Origin of the sequence: Paraburkholderia sp. DHOC27 (assembly GCF_003429005.1) — a bacterium.
Taxonomy (GTDB): domain Bacteria; phylum Pseudomonadota; class Gammaproteobacteria; order Burkholderiales; family Burkholderiaceae; genus Paraburkholderia.
Map to the genome: position 1 here is coordinate 501,420 of NZ_QVQV01000002.1, position 18,813 is coordinate 520,232.

The following is an 18,813-nucleotide window of genomic DNA, read 5'->3' on the forward strand; positions in this document are numbered from 1 at the left end:
GTTCGGTCCGAACAAACAGGATTTGAATATGTGGCGAACATTCCTGCTCATGTGCATTGCCGGGGCCCTACACATGCCGTGGATGGACGCCTGCGCCGCTACGTCCAGTGGCGACCGCACGATTCTTCGTACGACAAACTTATCGGGCAACGCAGGCGGCGAGCGGCGCGTGGCGCTCGTGATTGGCAGCAGCGACGGGCGCAGCGATCTTCCCGCGCTCACACTGCGCAATCCGGCTAACGACGCGCGCAGCATGGGCGCACTGCTGACTTCACTCGGCTTCGAGGTGAGCGTACTCACCGACGCCACGCCGCAACAGATGCGGCAGGCGCTCGCTGCGTTCCGTCTGCATCTGGCGGACGGCGGCACAGGTCTCTTCTATTTCGCGGGACACGGTGCGCAGATCGACGGCGAAACGATCCTCATGCCGCAAGCGGTGGATGCGCGCTCACGCACCTCGCTTCACAGCGACGGAATCGATCTCTCCAGCGTGCTCGCGGCCATGTCGGCACCACGTGCTGGCAAAACCAATCTGGTGATTCTCGACACCTGTCTGCAAAGCGCTAACGTCAGCGACGATTTTTCATCACATGTTTTGCCGCACGCCGAGTCAGTGTCGCCTGCAAGCGTTCCTGCGCAGACGTTGATCGCCTACGCCACGGCACCCGGTGGCTTCGCGGCCGATGGCATGGCGCACGGCGTCTATACGCGTGCGCTTTTACGGGCGTTGGCCACTGATCCGCAGCGCGAGATCGACGCAATCATGCGGGATGCGGCGAAAACCGTGCGTGTTGAAACGCGCGATCAGCAACGCCCCTGGACGGTGTCGTCGCTGGCCGGCGCGTTTCGCTTCGCGCACGCGCCCAGCTTTGCAGGTGATGCAGGCGCAGCGCTCGCCAGCACGTCGGTGGTCGCCATGCGCAGTCGCGGCATCATGCCGAAAGACAGCAACGAGCAATACGAACTGACGTTCTGGGACTCCATCAAGAACAGTAACTACGCGAGCGACTATGAGGCGTATCTGAAGGCGTATCCCAACGGCCGCTTCGCCACGCTCGCGAAGGCGCGCATCGAGCGTTTGCAGAGTGCGGCGTCGGCGCCGCCTGCTGCGTCGAAAGCACCCGCGCCTGCTCCGCAACCGGCACAAGCGGCTGCACCGGCTCCCGCTGCCACTGAGCATCAGCACGCCGCTTCGGCGATGCAGGCCACGCCTGCGCCTGCGCCTGCACCCGCGCCTGCTGCCCATGTCGCTAACGCCACGCCTGCACCTTCAAATGCGACCGTGCCCGCACCCGCAGCCACACCGGCGGCTGCCGCAGTGGCACTCAAAACCTTGCCACCTAAAGCAACATCAGCAACATCAGCAACACCGCCCACAGCAGCCACCGCATCGAACGCCGAAAGCAAGGACTGCGCAGCATGCCCCGCGATGATTTCGCTGCCCGCCGGTTCCTTCACGATGGGCAGCACCGCCGGTGACATCTCGGAGCGGCCGCCGCATCGCGTCACGATCGGCGCACCGTTCGCCATTGGCAAGTACGGCGTAACGGTCGAGCAATGGAATGCGTGCGTCGCCGCCAGTGCCTGTCCGAAACTGTCGAGTGAAAATGCCACCGCTGCGAATAGTCCCGCTCGCGATGTCAGTTGGGATGAGGCCCAGCAGTACGTCAAATGGCTCAGCAAGGTGACGGGCAAACCGTACCGTCTGCCTACCGAAGCCGAGTGGGAATACGCGGCACGCGGCGGCACCGCGACGCCCTACTGGTGGGGCGAACAGATGCGCAAAGGCAATGCGAACTGCAAGGGCTGCGGCGATCCGTGGCATGAGGACGGCCCCGAAAACGTCGGCACGTTCGCCGCCAATCCGTATGGTCTGTACGACATGGGCGGCAATCTCTGGCAATGGGTCAGCGATTGCTGGCACAGTTCGTACAAGGACGCCCCCGTGGATGACCGCGCGTGGGATGCCTCGGCCTGCGATACACGGGTGATCCGCGGCGGCTCGTGGCGTGAAGGTGCCGACTACATGCTCGCGTCGACCCGCTTCAAGTACAGCGGCAGCGTGCGTCAATCGCAAAACGGCTTCCGGGTGGTCAAGGATCTCAAGTGATGCGCTGGGCCGCACACATTGCGTGCGGCCTCGTATTCAATCACGGCCGCAACGCACGCTTCAATGTTTGCGGGCCCGGCTGTTGAGTTCAGCCACATCGGCCATGATGCGATCCGGACCGTACTTGCCGGCCATCTGTTTGAGACCGGCATCGAGCGCACGCAGATAATCCGCACGTGCCTCGCTTTCCGGTCGCGGCGCGCTGAAGAGCGGCGCCGGAGTGATTAGCAGTACGACCAGTTCGGTTCCGAATGGCCGCGCCACCACCCAGTCTCCAGCGCTGCCCACGGTGGCCGCATAATTCGCCGGCGCCTGGTTATCTGGCGCGCGCGGACCTGGCACCATATGCACGACGCTGCCGTCCAACTGGTAGTAGTCGATATTGACGTACGAATCGAAACCCGGCGTCGTCAAGCTGACCACTAGTGGATCGCCCTCGACCAGTTGTCCGTCAGGCGCCTTTACCTTCAGGACCGCCGGATGACCGGCTTGCCAATTGCGGGTCCAGTACGGCGCGTAAAACTGGATGACGTCACACTTGTCCGCGCCGAGCGGTTTCACGTCCACATCCAATGCACTGCCGCCCGACAAGGTGCTCAGGCGTTCCTTGAGCGTCGCAACGCCGTCCGGCTGCGGGACGAATCCGTGCACTTTCATCGTACGCCCCTGCCCCGACGCAGCGAGCGCCGAACACGGCAATTGCGCGAGCAATGCGGCAAGTGACGCCGGAGTCAATGGCGCCTGTGCCGATGCGGGTGCGGATGCGGGTGCGGATGCGGGTGCCGGAACGGCGGCGGTCGCTACCGGTGAAGCCGCATGCAGCGCCGGTGGTTCGACGCGATCACTCAATTGTGGTGCGGGCGTGGGCGTGGGAGTAGCAATAGGCGCGGCGGCAATCTGCGGCGTGGACGAAGTGGATGGCGCTTCCGCCGCACTGCCGGGCGCGCGGAACCACACGATGCTGAGAGCAGCGAGGCCCACTCCTGCGAGCGCGACGCCTCCTGCAATCAGCATGCGTGGATGCGTGACGCGCGGTTGCGCCGCGAATTCTTCGACGAAGCGGTTGACAGTCGGCGTGCGAGCGTCGCGATCGAATGACAGCGCGGCGCGCAACGCGCGCCACGGGCGCGTCCCCAGGCCTTCTGGACGCTGCGGCTTGAGATCGGCGCTGCGCGCCTGCGTGGCCGAAAGCCGGTTGAACGGGTGGCGTCCCGTCAACAGCTCATACACGATGCAGCCCAGCGCGTACACGTCGTCACGTGGGTCGGGCTCACGATGTTCGAGCATCTCAGGACTGGCGTACGCGGGTGTCAACGCGCCGAGCGCGCCTGGATCGAACACGGTGGCGTCGCTCTCTTCCTCGGGGCGCTGAAAAACCCGCGCAATACCGAAGTCGATCACCTTCACTTCGCCCTTGTCCGTCAGCAGCACGTTGCCTGGTTTGAAATCGCAGTGAACGAAACCGTGCTCGTGTGCATAGGCGAGTGCGTTTGCCATGCCTCTGACGATTGGCAATGCCTCGTCATACGGCATGCCCTTGAACGTCTTGTTACGCAACAGATGGCTAAGCGGCTTGCCGGACAGATACTCCATTGTCAGATAGACGATCGCGCCGTCCCGGTCGAAGTCATACACCGCGACGATATTCCGGTGCGCAAGCACCTGTGCTTTTCGGGCCTCGCGTTGCAACGCAATCAGGGATTGCGGATTGCCGCGGAACTGCACATTGAGGACCTTGATGGCCACGTAGGGCTTGCGGTCGGATGCTTCGAGCTTGCGCAGATCGAGCGCCTTGTACACGGTGCCCATACCGCCCACGCCCAGGCATTCCTCCAGCACGAAGCGGTTATTCAGCGTGTCGCCCACGCCTTTGACCTGTTCGGAGCCGTTAGTTGATTGAGCACTGATGGCGGAGAGATGGTGGCTATTGCCACTCGAGCGCAGCGTGGTCTGCAAGCGGGTTTCGCCACCGAACTGGGTCAGGTTCGTGCTGCCCATCTGCTCGATCCGGCGCTGCACTTCCGCATACACTTCCGGAGGCAGCGGCATCTGCGTGTGCGCTTCACCGAGTATTTCGAGCAGCCGCGCCGAGCCCACGCTGTCTTTTGTCAGCGTACTGTCGAGCTGCGCAATGAACTCATCTTGCGACAACCCGCCACTCTGGAATTCGCTAATCGCGTCCGCAAGGTTCGCCATTTGTGTAAAGCCACGCAGCTCCTGATAAGCTGAAAAAGCCCTGTCGTAAGAAGTTAATGCGCACGAGCGATACTAGCCCGCAGGCATGTCTTTCGCAATTCAGGATTGCCCAGCAATCCTCTTCAAAGTGTGTGGTTCGACATGCAAGTGTTGTACTGCGCATGACAGCATCGAAGAAGAGTGTTGGTTTGAACCCGTCACTTCTACGATGCATGCTTCGTTGCCTCGTTTTTTCTTCAAGGCTCCGTTGATGGGTCTCCTCAGCGCGTGCGGCTAGACGTTGCAACGCTGCGTTGTCCGCCGCGCTTTCCGACGCGTTGTCCGCTGCATTACCTATACTGGTCAAATCCAATCACTGATTCCCTTAGTTCGAAGAGAGACATCATGGCGACCATTGCAATCAAGGATCTTCCCGACAGTATCGAACTCGATCGCGAGGCCATGACGGCTGTCGTGGGCGGCGCGCGACACGGTGTGCGCTACGGTTCGCTCCTCTTCGCAGCCACGCAACCCGCTCACCTGTTCGACTATCCCCTGGGCTTCACGTCCACGCGACCCTTTGCGTCTGCCGCCAACACGGGCTCGGCCCTAAAGCGCAAATGACGACGCGCCAGGCTGGCTGGCGAGCGCCCATCAATAGAAGAACGCATACGCCTGCCTGTATTTCAAATGTTTTGCCTGCATCGCTACCCCGTCGCAAGCGATCAAGCTGAACTGCTCCGCCGCCGTCGAGCGGCGTACGCCGGATTAGTGGCGCACGCCGCCTGGTTTATGGCGGAAGGCGCGTGTGGTTTTTAGCGGTTCTAGTGCGGCTTGCAATGAGCATCTCAATGCAACGCCGCGTTCACTCAGGCTTCTCGTGCCGCTCACTGCTTCAGCGCACCAAGCTGATAGCCGCCGAAATTCTGAATGGTCGGAATGCTCACGTTGAGGTGCTGGCTCGCGTCCGTGGTCGTGACGATGGGGCCAACCTGCACGCCGATAGTGGGACTCGCAAATCCGCCACCGCCGAACACGCTGCCGTAATTGCCGCCTACGCCCGCGAATGCGCTGCCGCCGCGAATCGCGATCATGCCGTCATGTTCGAGCGATTCGGCAATGGGCAAATCCTTGATGATGAGGTTCGATTTCATGTCTGACTCCAGGAGAAAAGTGAACGGGTGCCACCCTCCACGAGGGTGGCACGCACGCCTGTTACAGCAGTCCGCCTTGCAAGCCGCCGAAGTTCTGGACGGTGGGGATGCTCAGTTTCAGATGCGAGCTGGCGTCCGTCGTGTTGACAGTCGGGCCGACCTGCATGCCCATCGTCGGGCTGGCAAAACCGCCACCGCCCACGACGCATTGTGAATTGCCGCCCACCAGCGAGACGGCGCTGCCGCCGCGAACTGCTGCCATTGCCTTGCTGTCCAGGTCTGCGGCGACGGACAGGTCTTTGATCTTGAGGTTCGAGTACATGATGAATTCCTTGAAAAGAGAGAGTCGAAGTGGCCACCCGTCGTGAGGTGGCATACACCTTGTTTAGATCGCCAACTGCTCGCCGCCGTAGTTCTGGATCGTCGGGATCGAGAGCTTGAGGTGCGAGCTGGCATCCAGCGTGTTGACGGTCGGGCCCATCTGCATGCCGGTCGTGGGGCTGGCGAAGCCGCCGCCGCCGAGCACGCTCTGCGAATTGCCGCCGACGATGGAGGTGGCGCTGCCGCCGCGTACTGCAGCCATTGCCTTGCTGTCGAGTTCTGCGGCGATGGACAGGTCTTTGATCATCAGAGTCGAGGTCATGATAAATACTCCTAAGTGGTGATACGGGTTTGGGTAAGTGAGCTTTGTGTCGCGCTCACACCATCTAATGCATAGGGTGTGCCAGGCGAGCGCGTAATGGCTGAAAATTGCCTCGAGCCCCTGCTGCATGGGGATTGCGACTTTGTGCCCGCGATGACACGCAGCGCATGGGATGCAGAAGGTGTTGTGTTTAGCCAGACAGAGCGGCGATTAGCGTTTGTCGATCACAAACACCTGGACGTGGTGACGAAATGCGGTACGTCATGAGGCGGCGTAGGCGGACCAATGTGACCGAATCGCCGCGTTTTTTTTCACGACTGGTGCGGTCGTCGCAGATTGGCTCGAGCCAGCGTGACTGCTCCAGCACGGGCGAGTCGTATGCAGGGTGTTGATAAACAGGACTACCTGGCAATGTCCACCGTGCATTTAAGCACGACGGACATTGCCCGGATTCACCAGGGCACGACACGTCCGAGATAATCGAGGTAATGCAGTCCCTTGCGGCCTGCATAGGCCTCGATAGTATTCACCAGGTTCGGAATGCTTTCGTCGATGCTCAGCCGGGCATCGGGGCCGCCCATCTCGGTTCGCACCCAGCCAGGCGCCATCAATAGCAGCGTTTTGGTGTCGTCGGCATGGCGTGCCGCGAAGCTGCGCATGAACATGTTCAGCGCCGCCTTGCTGCCCCGGTACACCTCGTAATTGCCGTTGACGTTGTTGGTGACGCTGCCCTGCCCCGACGACATCACGCCGATCGTGCCGTTGGGCTCCACGAGGTCCTGTAACGTCTCGATGACTCGCATCGGGCTGAGGGAGTTCGTCACCATGACGCGTACGAACTCTTCTGTCGAGACATCCGCGATGGTTTCGCGGTCGTCGTTCTTGACGCCAGCGTTGACGAACAGCAGATCGATTTTGCGGCCTTCGAGCCGGGCGCGTAGCGCGGCGACCTGCACGGGCTGCGTGATGTCGACGGATTCGATTTCGAGTGCGCCATCGAGCTGTCCGAGCGTCTCTGACGCGTCGGTGCGCGCGGTGGCAATCACGCGCCAGCCGCGCTTGAGATACTCGGCGGTCATCGCCAGGCCGAGACCGCGCGATGCGCCGACAAGAAGAACCGTTTTCTGCGAGGCTGAAGTTTGCATGTGAGGTTTCCCTGTGAATGAGGCGGGTCGTCGATAGTACGGTAAGTCATTGAGCAAATAGCTTTCCCGACCACTCGCTGGCCGAACGACGCAACTTTGAATGAAGCAAATGCCTGACACCCATTGACACGCTACGTCATCCCGCTAAAATAGCGTTCTAGCTTGCAGACGTGCCCAGGTGGCGGAATTGGTAGACGCACTAGGTTCAGGTCCTAGCGGTGGCAACATCGTGGAGGTTCGAGTCCTCTCCTGGGCACCATAAGTAGTTCTGGCGCAAGCAAGAAGTCGTTTGTTGAAGTTCGAGAAACCCCGTAAGACACATGTTTTACGGGGTTTTTTGTTGCCCGCAGTTTTTCCTCCCCCCCTTTTGCTCACCCCTTTTCCTCACCCCTGCCCCGCACCTCCAGCCGATACCGGCTCGGACTTTGCCCGAACATCCTCTTGAACGTCGCGCTAAAGGTCGTCTCCGACGCGTAGCCGACCGCGGCGGCGATGCCAGCAAGCGTGTCGTTGCCCGTCTTCAACGCATCGCGCGCGAGGGTCATGCGCCAGCCGATCAGATACTCCAGCGGCGGCAAACCCACCAGGTCCTTGAAGCGTTCGATAAACGCGGTGCGCGACATGCCCACCTTCGACGCAAGTTCCTCCACTTTCCAGCGCCGCGCGATTTCCGCGTGCACCATTCTCAGCGCGGCGCCGATTCGCGGGTCCGACAACGCACCTAGCCAGCCGGTGGATGTCGGATGAGCGGCCAGATGGCCGCGCAGGATGTTCACCAGCACGATATTCGCAATGCTGCCTGCCATCGCTGCCGCGCCTGGCCGGATCGCGTCGGTCTCTGCCCTGATCAATTCGAGCGCCGCGCTCAACGCGCGCGCATTCGGCGAATCCGCCGCCACGTGCACTAGCGGCGGCAACAAATTCAGCAACAGGCTGCTCGTGTCGTCGTCGAATTCGAACCGGCCGCCCACGCTGACCGAATCGGCTTCACCCTGTCCCAGGTGAACAATGCCGTCGCTCTCGAGATGACTGAGCATCACTGCGTCGCCGTCTTGCGCTGTGACGCCGGGATCGCTCGCGAAGCAGTACGGCGCGCCGTTCGTGAGGAGACAGAAGTCGCCTGGCTGCAACTTCACAGGTGCCGTGACGCCCTCGATCCACACCCACCTGTCACCCTTGACGACACCGACGAATTTCACGTGCCGATACGCAGCAAAGCGCAACGCCCAAGGTTCGACGGCCTCGAAGCGCGCCGACAGCACGCTCCTGACCTTCAGCAGGGAAAAGACATCGGACAGCGGATCCATGAGAAAAATGTACGATCCAATAGAAAATTAGACCAATGCATTATGGATTGAACGGATTCTTTGAGCAAGAATGGCGGCATCACAGGAAATTCAGGTGCCTCGCAACATGTCTCAAACCGCCATCATCTCCAGTCACGACGAACTCGTCGCCCGTTTGCTGCCGTTTCTCGACGAGATCAAGGACAAGACCCCAGGCCCCGCTTTCGAGCAATGGCTCAACACGAAGTACGGCGTGGCAAGCGCCTTGTACCAAGACCTCGCGCGGCTCATCACGCTGGGTGTGCAGGAAGGCTGGGCAGCGGACGCGGAAATCGCCGGCCCGCGCTATCGTCGCTCACGGCTGATGGCGCCCAGTGCCGAGACGTTCTTTTTCAGCGCGACCGCCGTGCTGCTGGACAGCACGGATAACACCCAGCGCAACCCGGAAGGCAGCTTGCGCGCGGGCTTTCATCTGCACCCGTACGGCGAGATCAATCTGGTGGTGCCGCTCGATCCAGGTGCCGCGCTCGCGGGCCCGAACGGCTGGTGTACCGGCGGCTGGACGGCGCCCGAACCGGGCAGTCAGCACTTCCCGGAAGTCAAAGGCGGCGCGGTGATCTCGCTCACCTTGCTGCCTGCCGGGAGGATTGCCTTCGACATCCAGCCGCCGCAGGAGTGAAGCGCCATCACCCGCGTTCAATGATCCCCGGCGGATTCGACGAGCGCCGCGGGCTGCGCCTTCGTCACCGGCTCGCCCCGCGCGGTCCTGAACAGGTACGCGAGATTGCCGCTCGCCAGCAGCTTGAAGGTGGAGACCGAGCCCGCTACGGCCAGCAGGATGGGAATCAGGAAGTCGTGGCTCACGCGCGTGAACTCGAGAATCAGCACGGTCGCAGTGAGCGGCATCTGCATCGAAGCAGACAGGAACGCGGCCGCGCCGACAATTGCAAACGCGCCCGTCGCGGTGCCCGGCCAGAAAAGATTCCACACGCCGCCCAGCACGATGGCGAGCAGCGCACCGTTGGCCAGACCCGGCGTGAGCAGGCCGCCTTCGGCGCCCGCGCGCAGACTGCCGGCCGTGATCAGGACCTTCAGCACCAGCAGGATGGCGGCAAGACCGATCGTCACGTTGCTGTCGAAGGCGAGACTGGCCGGCCCCTTGCCATTACCCGGCAACTGCGGGAAGTAAATCACCAGCAGGCCGATGATCGCGAAGTTGATGAGTGAGAACACCGGCAGCCGCCAGTCCTTCGGTGCCTGCGCGCGCGCTCGTGTCATGAGCTGAGCGAAGCCAAACGCCGCCAATCCAAACAGCGGACCGCACACCGCCGACCACACCGCCAGCGGCGTGGTCAGAACGAGCGGCGAGACCTGATACTGGTGCTCGTTGCCGAGACCGATCCACGCCACCGCCGCGCCGATCGCCGAAGTGGCCACGGCGGGCACCAGCGCCGCCCAGCCAAACGTCCCCAGCAACACTTCGAGCACGAACACCGCGCCGCCGAGGGGCACGTTATACACCGCCGCGAGACCCGCGCCCGCGCCGCACGCCACCATGATGCGGCGCTCGGCAACCGTCAATCCGGCGCGATGCGCGAGCCAGCCGGCCCACACCGAGCCGATCTCACGCGGCGCCACTTCACGCCCGAGCGGCGAGCCGAGCGCCACGGTGACGATCTGCAAGACGGCATGCACGACCGTAGTGACGATCGGCATACGTGGGTCGTCCGACTTGACTGCCTTCTTGATGCTGACGAGCGGTCGCCCGAACCGGTACAGCGTCCACCAGCCAAGCCCCGCCACCAGTCCGCACAACACCAGCACGGCGAAGCGGCGCGCCGGCGCAGCCGCGCTGACACCCTGCAGAAAACTCTCCGCACTGATGACGTGTGCCTCGCTGTAGCCAAACGCCAGGTGCTGGATGGCATGCAGCAGCAACGCCAGCGACATGCCGCCCAACCCGGCGCCGACGCCGGTCAACACGGTCACGGCGACGAGCATGGTGAACGGGCTGCGTTCAGCGGCAGATGCAGAAGGCGGGTTTGGTTGAGTCGACACGATTGGCAACGACCATCAATTCTGGGATGGCGCCATCGTATGCCGCGCCGCCTTATGAGACAAATGGATTTTTCGCCGCCACTAATGACCCTGACGCATGAATATTTTTATATCTGTTCGCCTGGATATTCATGGCCGGGTGGGCATCGCTATTGCTCATTTATACAACCCAACTGAATAAGCGCAACGCGGAATTCATTACATCAAGCTGACAATAGAAAGCAGCAAATGCGGCCGAATACCCGCACTCGATTAGGGACTATCACTGAGAAAATGCATTTCTGGCATGCAGACGCTTAATGGTCAGCGTACACTCCCGCCAAGCCCGCACCACGGGGCGTGCGGGTCGCTAGCGGGTCACTGCGCGGCTCGCCGTAAGGCACGGGTAGTTCGGAGACTTGGAGAAAAAACACATGAGTTGGACGCGGGAGCAGAAAAACGTCACGATCGCCGCCTATCTGGGCTGGACGCTCGATGCATTCGATTTCTTTCTAATGGTCTTCATTTTGAAAGATATCGCGAGCGACTTTGGTACTGATGTCAAGACCGTCGCTTTTGGCATTACCCTGAGTCTCATGATGCGGCCAGTCGGCGCGCTCATCTTCGGCTGGCTCGCCGACAAATTCGGCCGCCGTCCCACGCTGATGGTCAACATCGCGTGCTATTCGCTCATCGAACTGCTGTCCGGCTTCTCGCCCAACCTCACCACCCTGCTCGTGCTGCGCGCCCTGTTCGGCATTGCGATGGGCGGCGAATGGGGCGTGGGTGGCGCGCTGACCATGGAAACCGTGCCGACCAAGTCGCGCGGCATGGTCTCCGGCATCCTGCAAGCGGGCTACCCGAGCGGCTATCTGCTGGCTTCGGTAGTGTTCGGCCTGCTGTTCCAGTTCATCGGCTGGCGCGGCATGTTCATGGTGGGCGTGCTGCCGGCGCTGCTGGTGCTCTATATTCGCGCGCACGTGCCCGAGTCGCCGGCCTTCCAGACACTCGAAAAACGCGCCCGCCCCGGCCTGCTCGCCACACTGAAGAAGAACGTCGCGCTGTCGCTCTACGCGATCATCCTGATGACGGCCTTCAACTTCTTCTCGCACGGCTCGCAAGACCTGTATCCGACCTTCCTGCGCATCCAGCACGGCTTCGACGCGCATACGGTCTCGCTCATCACCATCGTGCTGAATATCGGCGCCATCGTCGGCGGTCTGTTCTTTGGCTTCATGTCGGAGAAGATCGGCCGCAAGCGCGCCATCTTCATCGCTGCGTTGATTGCCCTGCCGGTACTGCCGCTGTGGGCCTTCTCGACCACGCCGGTGCTGCTGGCGGTGGGCGCGTTCCTCATGCAGATCTCGGTGCAAGGCGCATGGGGTGTGATCCCGGTGCATCTGAACGAAATCTCGCCGGATGAGATTCGCGCCACCTTCCCGGGCCTCGTGTATCAGCTCGGCAACCTGCTCGCCTCGGTCAACGCACCGCTGCAAGCCGGCCTTGCTGAACAGCACGGCAACAACTACGGCCTCGTGATGGGCGTGGTGATCGGCATCGTGGCCGTGGTAATTGCGATACTGATTCCGTTTAGTCGTGAACGCCGCGGCATAGATATGACACAATCAGCGAAAGAGGTGGCGACAGCGTAATTCGAACGCCACTGCAGCAAAGCTCATGTAGCACCCGTAGCACATATAAAGGCAGCCACAGGCTGCCGCGCCAGGAAGCAATGCGAGGCCGTCCCGATTCAATCGGGACGGCCTTTTTTATTCCCGCGCCGCCTGCGTTTTGATGCATTGCAGCGTCGCCTGTTTAGAGGAGAGCACCCACGACGAGACCTTGCCACCTGAACCCTATCCTTTTTATCCTGAAAAAAACGGTCGTTTCAAATACGCATTTGAATCGCTTGTTTGCGGCTGGGAGACCAGCAATGGGAGACGCAACATGGCAGTTCGTTCGACAGGCCGGCATGCCGGCGATACCAAGTCCCGCATCCTCGACGCCGCTGAAACCTTGTTCATTGAATGCGGTTATGAGGCCATGTCGTTGCGGCAGATCACCTCGCGCGCCGAGGTCAATCTCGCAGCGGTCAACTATCACTTTGGCAGCAAGGAGGCGCTGATCCACGCGATGCTCTCGCGCCGTCTCGATCGTCTGAATCTGGAGCGGGTCAAACTGCTCGATCGCTTCGACGCAATGCTCGGCGCGCGTCTCACCTGCGAGCATGTGCTCGGCGCAATGTTCATTCCGGCGTTGCGCCTGTCGCGCGAACCGCAGGTGGGCGGCAAGGCGTTCCTGCGGCTGCTCGGGCGCGCGTACACCGATCCGTCGTCGTTCATTCGCGACTTTCTGAATGGGCATTACGCATCGGTTGCCGAGCGCTTCTTCGAGGCATTCCAGCGTGCTTTGCCGCATCTGCCGCGTGAGGAACTCGGCTGGCGTCTGCACTTTGCGATCGGCGCGTTGTCCGGTGTGCTGGCCGGCACCGACACCGACAGCCTGATCTCGGAGTTCTCGCAGGGCAAGTCGATGAACGACCTGCAACTGATCGCCCGCCTCGCCTCGCTGATGGTGGCTGCGCTCAAGGCGCCGCTGCCCGATGCCAGCCAGCTGGCGAACTTCGCCGCCGTGCTGGGCGATGCTGCGGACAACACGCAGGACGGCCGCGCGGATAGCGATGCCGATGGCAACCCCGCCGCCCCGGCGCGCGAGCTGGCCGAAGCCGGCGGGCCCGGCGTGAAAGCGGGCGCGACGGAGCGCCTGGGCAGCATGGCCGGTACCGCCGGTCCGTTGCGGCATGCCGCGCACGGTGCAGTTTGAAGCAGGACTGAAGCCGCATGGGTGTGGGGTCGAGAAACTCCGCGGTCGAGGAGTCGCCTTGAGAAGTTGCTTCTGAGCGGTCGTATCCGCGACCGTTCAGAAGCCATTCGGGAATGAGGCGCCCCACCCGGCATGCTTCGCTGATGAAGAGCGGTGCACCAGGCACCGTATCTGCTGTCGAACGTATAACGAAACGGGCGTGACACGGTCACGGACGTAGCGAACGCGAGCCGCGCGGCATCGCGCGCCGGCGGCTGCACATCCGGACGCGCAGTGCGATGCCCCGTCTCCGACGTGCCACGCGTACACGCGTACACGCCCGCATATCAAAGCACCATCGAACGGGAGGAAACATCATGCTGTGGTTCTTCGTTGTGCTGGTCATCGCCGCTGCGGCGCTTGTCTATGTCGAGGCCCGAGCTTCCTGGTGGCTCGCGTTCCTCGTCGTCTGGGTGGCTGCCGCGCATCTGGGCGGCGCCGCGGGTCCGGTTGCAACGACGGTGCTTGCCATCGTGTTCGTGCTGCCTGCACTGGTGCTCACGATAAAGCCGTTGCGGCGCGCGTTGATCTCGCAGCGTGTGCTCGGCATCTTCCGCAAGATCCTGCCAGAGATGTCGCCTACTGAGCGCGACGCCATCGAAGCCGGCACGGTCTGGTGGGACGCCGCCCTGTTCTCCGGCCGCCCGCACTGGGACACGCTGCTAGGGCATGGTCCCGCCACGCTCACGGCGGAAGAACAGTCGTTTCTCGACGTCGAATGCCAGCACCTGTGCGATCTGGCCAATGACTGGGAAACCACCACGGTGTGGCAAGACCTGTCGCCGCAGACCTGGCAATACATCAAGGAACGCGGCTTTCTCGGCATGATCATTCCGAAGCAATACGGCGGCAAGCAGTTCTCGGCGTATGCGCATTCGCAGGTCATCATGAAGCTGTCGACGCGCTGCTCGGCCGCCGCCGTCTCGGTGATGGTGCCGAACTCGCTCGGCCCGGCCGAACTGCTGATGCACTACGGCACCGAAGAACAGAAGAACCATTACCTGCCGCGTCTGGCGCGCGGCATCGAGATTCCCTGCTTTGCCTTGACGAGCCCATATGCGGGCTCGGACGCGGCCGCCATTCCTGACGTTGGCATCGTCTGCAAGGGCAGCTTCGAAGGCCGTGAGACGCTCGGCTTTCGCGTGACGTGGGACAAGCGCTACATCACGCTCGGGCCGATCGCCACAGTGCTGGGCCTCGCGTTTCGCGCGCTCGATCCGGACCATCTGCTCGGCGGTGGCGACGAACCCGGCATCACCTGCGCGCTGATCCCCACTTCGCATCCGGGCGTGAAAATTGGCCGCCGTCACTGGCCGTTGAACGCCGTGTTCCAGAACGGCCCAAACTCCGGCAAGGACGTGTTCATTCCGATTGACTGGGTGATCGGCGGACGCGCCCAGGTGGGCAACGGCTGGCGCATGCTGATGGAATGTCTGGCTGCCGGGCGTGCCATTTCGCTGCCGTCGTCGAACGTGGGGATGGCGAAAATCGCCGTGCGCGGCACCGGCGCCTACGCCGCCGTGCGCCGCCAGTTCCGCACCCCGGTGGGCAAGTTCGAAGGTGTGCAGGAAGCACTTGGGCGCATGGGCGGCAATCTCTACGTGATGGACGCGGCGCGGCGCCTCTCCGCGCATGCCGTGGATCTCGGCGAGAAGCCCTCGGTGATTTCCGCCATCGCGAAGTATCACATCACCGAACGCGCCCGCAAGGTCATCAACGACGGCATGGATGTGACAGCCGGCAAAGGCATCTGCATGGGACCGTCGAATTTCCTCGCGCGGGCCTATCAACAAGTGCCCATTTCGATCACCGTGGAGGGCGCGAACATCCTGACGCGCTGTCTGATCATCTTCGGTCAAGGCGCGATTCGCTGCCACCCGTACGTGCTGAAGGAAATGACCGCGACGCGCGACGACGATCACGGCAGGGCCTTGCATGAATTCGACGCCGCTTTCTTTGGACACCTGAACTTCACGCTCTCGAACGTGGTGCGCAGTTTCGTGTATGGCATCACGGCCGGTGCGTTGATCGGCAAGCCGCAGCGCGCCCACGCGCCGCTCGTGCCGTACTATCGCGCAGCCACGCGTATGTCGACCGTGTTCGCGCTGCTCGCGGATGTGTCGATGTTCGTGCTCGGTGGCGATCTGAAGCGTCGCGAGCGCATTTCCGCGCGGCTTGGCGACGTGCTCTCGCAGCTTTATCTGATCTCGGCCACGCTCAAGCGCTTCGAGGACGAAGGCCGCCAGGAAAGCGATCTGCCGCTGGTGCGCTGGGGTGTGGAGGACGCGTTGCATCAGGCGCAGGAAGCCATCGACGGTGTGCTCGTCAACTATCCGAACCGCTTCGCGGCGGGGCTCGTGCGGCTGCTGGCGTTCCCGTTCGGCTTGCCGCATCGCGCGCCGTCCGATGCGTTGAGCGGTGCGATTGCCGAACTGATGCAGACGCCCGGTGCCGCCCGCGAGCGGCTGGTGGCCGACTCTTACGTGCCGAATCCGGATGTCGATCCGCTCGGCTTCGGTGAACTGCTGTTCGCGCTGAATCCGCGCATCACCGTGATCGACCAGAAGCTGCGCGAGGCCGTCAAGCAAGGCTTGCTCGAACCGATGCCGCAAAGCCTCGCCCATCTCGGTGCCTGGAATGCCACCGCACATCAACAGGGGCTGATCGACGCGGAAGAACGCCAGGTGCTCGACGATTACGTGCGCTACGGCGCCGAACTGGTGAAGGTCGACGACTTCGAGCCGGACTTCGGCATGCTGGAGAGCCTGCAACAGCGCAAGGAAGCGCTGGAAAAGGCGCTGGAAGAACTCGCGGCATAAGCGGGTGCGAGGCAACTAAGTCCAACTACGAAACAGTGATGCTCACGCTACACATGGAGATCGAACCTACGCGTGAGCAGACACCCCGACTGGCCAGCGGAGCACTAAAACATGAACGACACCTACCTGAACTTCGTCAACTCGCCGTTCGGCGCGCGCCTCGTGCGCTCGCTCGGTTTGCCGAAGCCCGAGGTATTGCGCCGCTATCGCGCGGACCGTCCTGAGTTCGACGGATTGCTTGCAGTGGGTGCGGGACGCGAGCCGCATCTGCTCGATACGCTCGCCGGCGTGATCGCGCGCACCGGCTTCACCAGCGTCGCGCACGAAAGCGCAGGACTGTGGGTGCCGCTCGCGACGCGCCACGGTCTGATGACGGGCCGCTTCGAACCCGTCGAAGGCGGTGCGCCGGGACGCGTGGCCGCACTCGTGTTCGATGCGAGCGGGATCGAAAACAACGCGCAGCTCGACAGCGCGTATGGCTTCTTTCATGACTCGCTGCGTTCGCTGGAAAAATGCGGACGGATCGTCGTGCTCGGCAGGCCGCCAGAAGCGTGCGCCACGCCACGTCAATGGACGGCGCAGCGCGCGCTCGAAGGTCTCACGCGTTCGCTCGGCAAGGAAGCGCGGCGCGGCATCACGGCCAATCTGCTGTACGTCGCGCCAGGCGCTGAAGATGCGCTGGAAGCGAGCCTGCGGTTTTTTCTGTCGCCCCGCTCGGCGTATGTGTCGGGACAGGTGGTACGGATTGCTGCAGCAAAACCATCGACCACGGCAGCGCCCTTCGCGTGGACCCAGCCGCTCGCCGGCAAGCGGGCGGTCGTGACCGGCGCGGCGCGCGGCATCGGCGCAGCGATTGCCGAGGCGCTCGCTGCCGAAGGCGCGCATGTGATCGGCGTCGATATCCCGTCCGCCCACGCCGCGCTCGACACCACCATGCAGCACTTATCGGGCAACTGCGCGGGCAACGGCGCGGGCAACGGCACGGGCAGCGGCAGCGGCACCGCCCTCGCCTTCGATATCGCCGCGCCCGAAGCGCCCGCGCAGATTGCAGCGGCGCTCGATGAACTGGGCGTGGACATCATCGTGCACAACGCCGGCATCACACGCGACAAGACCATCGCACGCATGAGCGAAGCCGCCTGGCACAGCGTGATCGATATCAACCTCTCCGCGCAGGAACGCATCGACGAGGCGCTGCTCGCCGCCGGCATTCTGCGCGACGGCGGCCGGATCGTCTGCGTGTCGTCGATCAGCGGCATTGCCGGCAACCTCGGGCAAACCAACTATGCGACCTCGAAGGCGGGCGTGATTGGCCGCGTCGAAAGCATGGCGCCGTTGCTGCGCGAGCGCGGCATTACGATCAACGCGGTGGCGCCAGGCTTCATCGAAACGCAGATGACCGCGAAAATTCCGCTCGCCCTGCGCGAAGCCGGACGCCGCATGAATTCGATGAGCCAGGGTGGTCAGCCCGCCGATGTGGCCCAGGCTATTGCATGGCTCGCGCACCCGGGCTCGGCGGGCGTGACGGGCCAGGTGGTGCGCGTGTGCGGCCAGAGCCTGATCGGCGCATGATGCGGAACATGCGCAGAACATGAGCGGAGCACCAGTATGAGCGAGCCATCGAGGATCGGTCACGCCACGGCGCGTCCGCGCACGGTCGTCATCGAGACGTTGCCAGCCCCGGCCAAACTCTATGGACGCGCGTTGGCGGGCGTGATGAAGCGTGGCCGCGCGGCGCAGTTGCCCGCGCTGCGGCTCGTGCGCCCCGCCGCTCCGCTGGAAGCCGACGCCATTCAGCGTTATGCGCGTGTGTGCGGCTTCATTCCCGACCAGGGCGTGCCGCTCACCTTTCCGCACCTGCTCGCCTTTCCATTGCATCTGCTGATGCTGACCGACCCGGCCTTTCCGTGGTCCGCGCTCGGGCTCGTGCATCTGGCCAATCACGTGCGTCTGCGCCGTCCGCTGGCACTGAACGACGTGCTGCGCGTGGAAGTCGAATTCGGCGCGTTGCTGCGGCATGACAAGGGCCAGGCGTTCGTGTTGCACACGCGTCTGTATCGACGCGGCGAAGCGGTCTGGGATGGCGACAGCGTCTATCTGAAACGTGACGTCAGTGCGTACGGCGAGACGGCGGGCGGCACACCGCTCGCCCCGCTCGAGATTCAACGCGATGCCTTGCAACGCAACTCACGCTGGCAGCTTCCCGCGCAACTCGGGCGCGACTACGCGCAGGCCTCGGGCGACTACAACCCGATTCATCTGAGCGCGCTATCGGCCAAGGCGTTCGGGTTTCCGCGTGCCATTGCGCACGGCATGTGGACCCTGGCGCGCGCCGTCAGCGTGCTGCAACCGCCCCGGCCACTCGTCGAAGCCGCTGTTAGCGCGGAGTTCAAACTGCCGATGCTGTTGCCGGGGGAAGTGTCGTTGTGGACCGCCAGGCCGTCGCCCGGTCTGCACGAAATCGAGGTACGCGACATGGCGGGCGACAAACCGCATCTGCGTGGCCGGTTTCATTTGATCTCGTCATGAGTGCAGTGGCCACACGCTGATTGCACGATCTATAGAAACATTGAAAGGAGACC

General features: G+C 62.9%; 15 protein-coding genes and 1 tRNA gene. 9 read left to right on the plus strand and 7 right to left on the minus strand.

Going from position 1 to position 18,813, the window contains the following annotated elements; all coding sequences use genetic code 11:
- Nucleotides 1-28: 28 nt before the first annotated feature.
- Complete coding sequence (locus D0B32_RS10495; protein WP_117333881.1) at nucleotides 29-2,110, plus strand: SUMF1/EgtB/PvdO family nonheme iron enzyme; 2,082 nt, start codon at nucleotides 29-31, stop codon at nucleotides 2,108-2,110.
- Nucleotides 2,111-2,170: 60 nt separating this feature from the next.
- Here D0B32_RS10495 and D0B32_RS10500 read toward each other — a convergent pair whose 3' ends face one another.
- Nucleotides 2,171-4,306, minus strand: a complete 2,136-nt coding sequence (locus tag D0B32_RS10500; RefSeq protein WP_117333882.1) for a serine/threonine-protein kinase — start codon at nucleotides 4,304-4,306, stop codon at nucleotides 2,171-2,173.
- Between the two features lie 384 nt (nucleotides 4,307-4,690).
- Between D0B32_RS10500 and D0B32_RS10505 the strand changes: the two genes are divergently transcribed.
- Nucleotides 4,691-4,909 (plus strand): hypothetical protein, encoded by a 219-nt coding sequence (locus tag D0B32_RS10505; protein ID WP_117333883.1) that lies wholly within the window; start codon nucleotides 4,691-4,693, stop codon nucleotides 4,907-4,909.
- Between the two features lie 263 nt (nucleotides 4,910-5,172).
- Here D0B32_RS10505 and D0B32_RS10510 read toward each other — a convergent pair whose 3' ends face one another.
- From D0B32_RS10510 to D0B32_RS10525, 4 genes are all read right to left on the minus strand, one after another.
- On the minus strand, nucleotides 5,173-5,439 hold the full coding sequence (locus tag D0B32_RS10510) for a hypothetical protein (protein ID WP_117333884.1): 267 nt from the start codon (nucleotides 5,437-5,439) through the stop codon (nucleotides 5,173-5,175).
- 61 nt (nucleotides 5,440-5,500) lie between these two features.
- The gene (locus D0B32_RS10515; protein WP_117333885.1) at nucleotides 5,501-5,761 is read right to left on the minus strand and encodes a hypothetical protein; all 261 of its coding nucleotides are present in this window, start codon (nucleotides 5,759-5,761) and stop codon (nucleotides 5,501-5,503) included.
- Between the two features lie 63 nt (nucleotides 5,762-5,824).
- A complete protein-coding gene (locus D0B32_RS10520; RefSeq protein WP_117333886.1) occupies nucleotides 5,825-6,082 on the minus strand; it encodes a hypothetical protein in 258 nt (85 codons plus the stop codon).
- 452 nt (nucleotides 6,083-6,534) lie between these two features.
- Nucleotides 6,535-7,227: an SDR family NAD(P)-dependent oxidoreductase gene (locus D0B32_RS10525; protein WP_117333887.1), complete on the minus strand. Its 693-nt coding sequence runs from the start codon at nucleotides 7,225-7,227 to the stop codon at nucleotides 6,535-6,537.
- 172 nt (nucleotides 7,228-7,399) lie between these two features.
- On the opposite strand from D0B32_RS10525, the gene D0B32_RS10530 reads away from it, so the two are divergent.
- A tRNA-Leu gene (locus D0B32_RS10530) sits at nucleotides 7,400-7,486 on the plus strand.
- A 112-nt stretch (nucleotides 7,487-7,598) separates the two neighbouring features.
- Here the strand turns inward: D0B32_RS10530 and D0B32_RS10535 are convergent.
- On the minus strand, nucleotides 7,599-8,534 hold the full coding sequence (locus D0B32_RS10535; protein WP_117333888.1) for an AraC family transcriptional regulator: 936 nt from the start codon (nucleotides 8,532-8,534) through the stop codon (nucleotides 7,599-7,601).
- 106 nt (nucleotides 8,535-8,640) lie between these two features.
- Here D0B32_RS10535 and D0B32_RS10540 point away from each other — a divergent pair, with 106 nt between their 5' ends.
- On the plus strand, nucleotides 8,641-9,192 hold the full coding sequence (locus D0B32_RS10540; RefSeq protein WP_117334167.1) for a DUF4863 family protein: 552 nt from the start codon (nucleotides 8,641-8,643) through the stop codon (nucleotides 9,190-9,192).
- 17 nt (nucleotides 9,193-9,209) lie between these two features.
- On the opposite strand, the gene D0B32_RS10545 is transcribed toward D0B32_RS10540, so the two are convergent.
- Entirely contained in the window at nucleotides 9,210-10,514 is a 1,305-nt protein-coding gene (locus D0B32_RS10545; protein ID WP_117333889.1) for a chloride channel protein, read from the minus strand.
- 470 nt (nucleotides 10,515-10,984) lie between these two features.
- On the opposite strand from D0B32_RS10545, the gene D0B32_RS10550 reads away from it, so the two are divergent.
- From D0B32_RS10550 to D0B32_RS10570, 5 genes are all read left to right on the plus strand, one after another.
- On the plus strand, nucleotides 10,985-12,202 hold the full coding sequence (locus D0B32_RS10550; protein ID WP_117333890.1) for an MFS transporter: 1,218 nt from the start codon (nucleotides 10,985-10,987) through the stop codon (nucleotides 12,200-12,202).
- Nucleotides 12,203-12,497: 295 nt separating this feature from the next.
- Entirely contained in the window at nucleotides 12,498-13,373 is an 876-nt protein-coding gene (locus D0B32_RS10555; protein WP_259294951.1) for a TetR/AcrR family transcriptional regulator, read from the plus strand.
- A 356-nt stretch (nucleotides 13,374-13,729) separates the two neighbouring features.
- On the plus strand, nucleotides 13,730-16,231 hold the full coding sequence (locus D0B32_RS10560) for an acyl-CoA dehydrogenase (RefSeq protein WP_117333891.1): 2,502 nt from the start codon (nucleotides 13,730-13,732) through the stop codon (nucleotides 16,229-16,231).
- A gap of 111 nt (nucleotides 16,232-16,342) precedes the next feature.
- Complete coding sequence (locus D0B32_RS10565; protein WP_117333892.1) at nucleotides 16,343-17,803, plus strand: 3-oxoacyl-ACP reductase; 1,461 nt, start codon at nucleotides 16,343-16,345, stop codon at nucleotides 17,801-17,803.
- Nucleotides 17,804-17,839: 36 nt separating this feature from the next.
- Nucleotides 17,840-18,760, plus strand: a complete 921-nt coding sequence (locus tag D0B32_RS10570; RefSeq protein ID WP_117333893.1) for a MaoC family dehydratase — start codon at nucleotides 17,840-17,842, stop codon at nucleotides 18,758-18,760.
- The last annotated feature ends 53 nt before the right edge of the window (nucleotides 18,761-18,813 follow it).

What these genes read in the sequence shown, in the direction of transcription:
- D0B32_RS10565 (WP_117333892.1), top strand. Translation starts at nt 16,343, where the DNA reads ATGAACGACACCTACCTGAACTTCGTCAACTCGCCGTTCGGCGCGCGC.
- D0B32_RS10495 (WP_117333881.1), top strand. Translation starts at nt 29, where the DNA reads ATGTGGCGAACATTCCTGCTCATGTGCATTGCCGGGGCCCTACACATG.
- D0B32_RS10510 (WP_117333884.1), bottom strand. Translation starts at nt 5,439, where the DNA reads ATGAAATCGAACCTCATCATCAAGGATTTGCCCATTGCCGAATCGCTC.
- D0B32_RS10560 (WP_117333891.1), top strand. Translation starts at nt 13,730, where the DNA reads ATGCTGTGGTTCTTCGTTGTGCTGGTCATCGCCGCTGCGGCGCTTGTC.
- D0B32_RS10540 (WP_117334167.1), top strand. Translation starts at nt 8,641, where the DNA reads ATGTCTCAAACCGCCATCATCTCCAGTCACGACGAACTCGTCGCCCGT.
- D0B32_RS10535 (WP_117333888.1), bottom strand. Translation starts at nt 8,534, where the DNA reads ATGGATCCGCTGTCCGATGTCTTTTCCCTGCTGAAGGTCAGGAGCGTG.
- D0B32_RS10550 (WP_117333890.1), top strand. Translation starts at nt 10,985, where the DNA reads ATGAGTTGGACGCGGGAGCAGAAAAACGTCACGATCGCCGCCTATCTG.
- D0B32_RS10520 (WP_117333886.1), bottom strand. Translation starts at nt 6,082, where the DNA reads ATGACCTCGACTCTGATGATCAAAGACCTGTCCATCGCCGCAGAACTC.
- D0B32_RS10505 (WP_117333883.1), top strand. Translation starts at nt 4,691, where the DNA reads ATGGCGACCATTGCAATCAAGGATCTTCCCGACAGTATCGAACTCGAT.
- D0B32_RS10515 (WP_117333885.1), bottom strand. Translation starts at nt 5,761, where the DNA reads ATGTACTCGAACCTCAAGATCAAAGACCTGTCCGTCGCCGCAGACCTG.
- D0B32_RS10525 (WP_117333887.1), bottom strand. Translation starts at nt 7,227, where the DNA reads ATGCAAACTTCAGCCTCGCAGAAAACGGTTCTTCTTGTCGGCGCATCG.
- D0B32_RS10570 (WP_117333893.1), top strand. Translation starts at nt 17,840, where the DNA reads ATGAGCGAGCCATCGAGGATCGGTCACGCCACGGCGCGTCCGCGCACG.
- D0B32_RS10545 (WP_117333889.1), bottom strand. Translation starts at nt 10,514, where the DNA reads ATGCTCGTCGCCGTGACCGTGTTGACCGGCGTCGGCGCCGGGTTGGGC.
- D0B32_RS10500 (WP_117333882.1), bottom strand. Translation starts at nt 4,306, where the DNA reads ATGGCGAACCTTGCGGACGCGATTAGCGAATTCCAGAGTGGCGGGTTG.
- D0B32_RS10555 (WP_259294951.1), top strand. Translation starts at nt 12,498, where the DNA reads ATGGCAGTTCGTTCGACAGGCCGGCATGCCGGCGATACCAAGTCCCGC.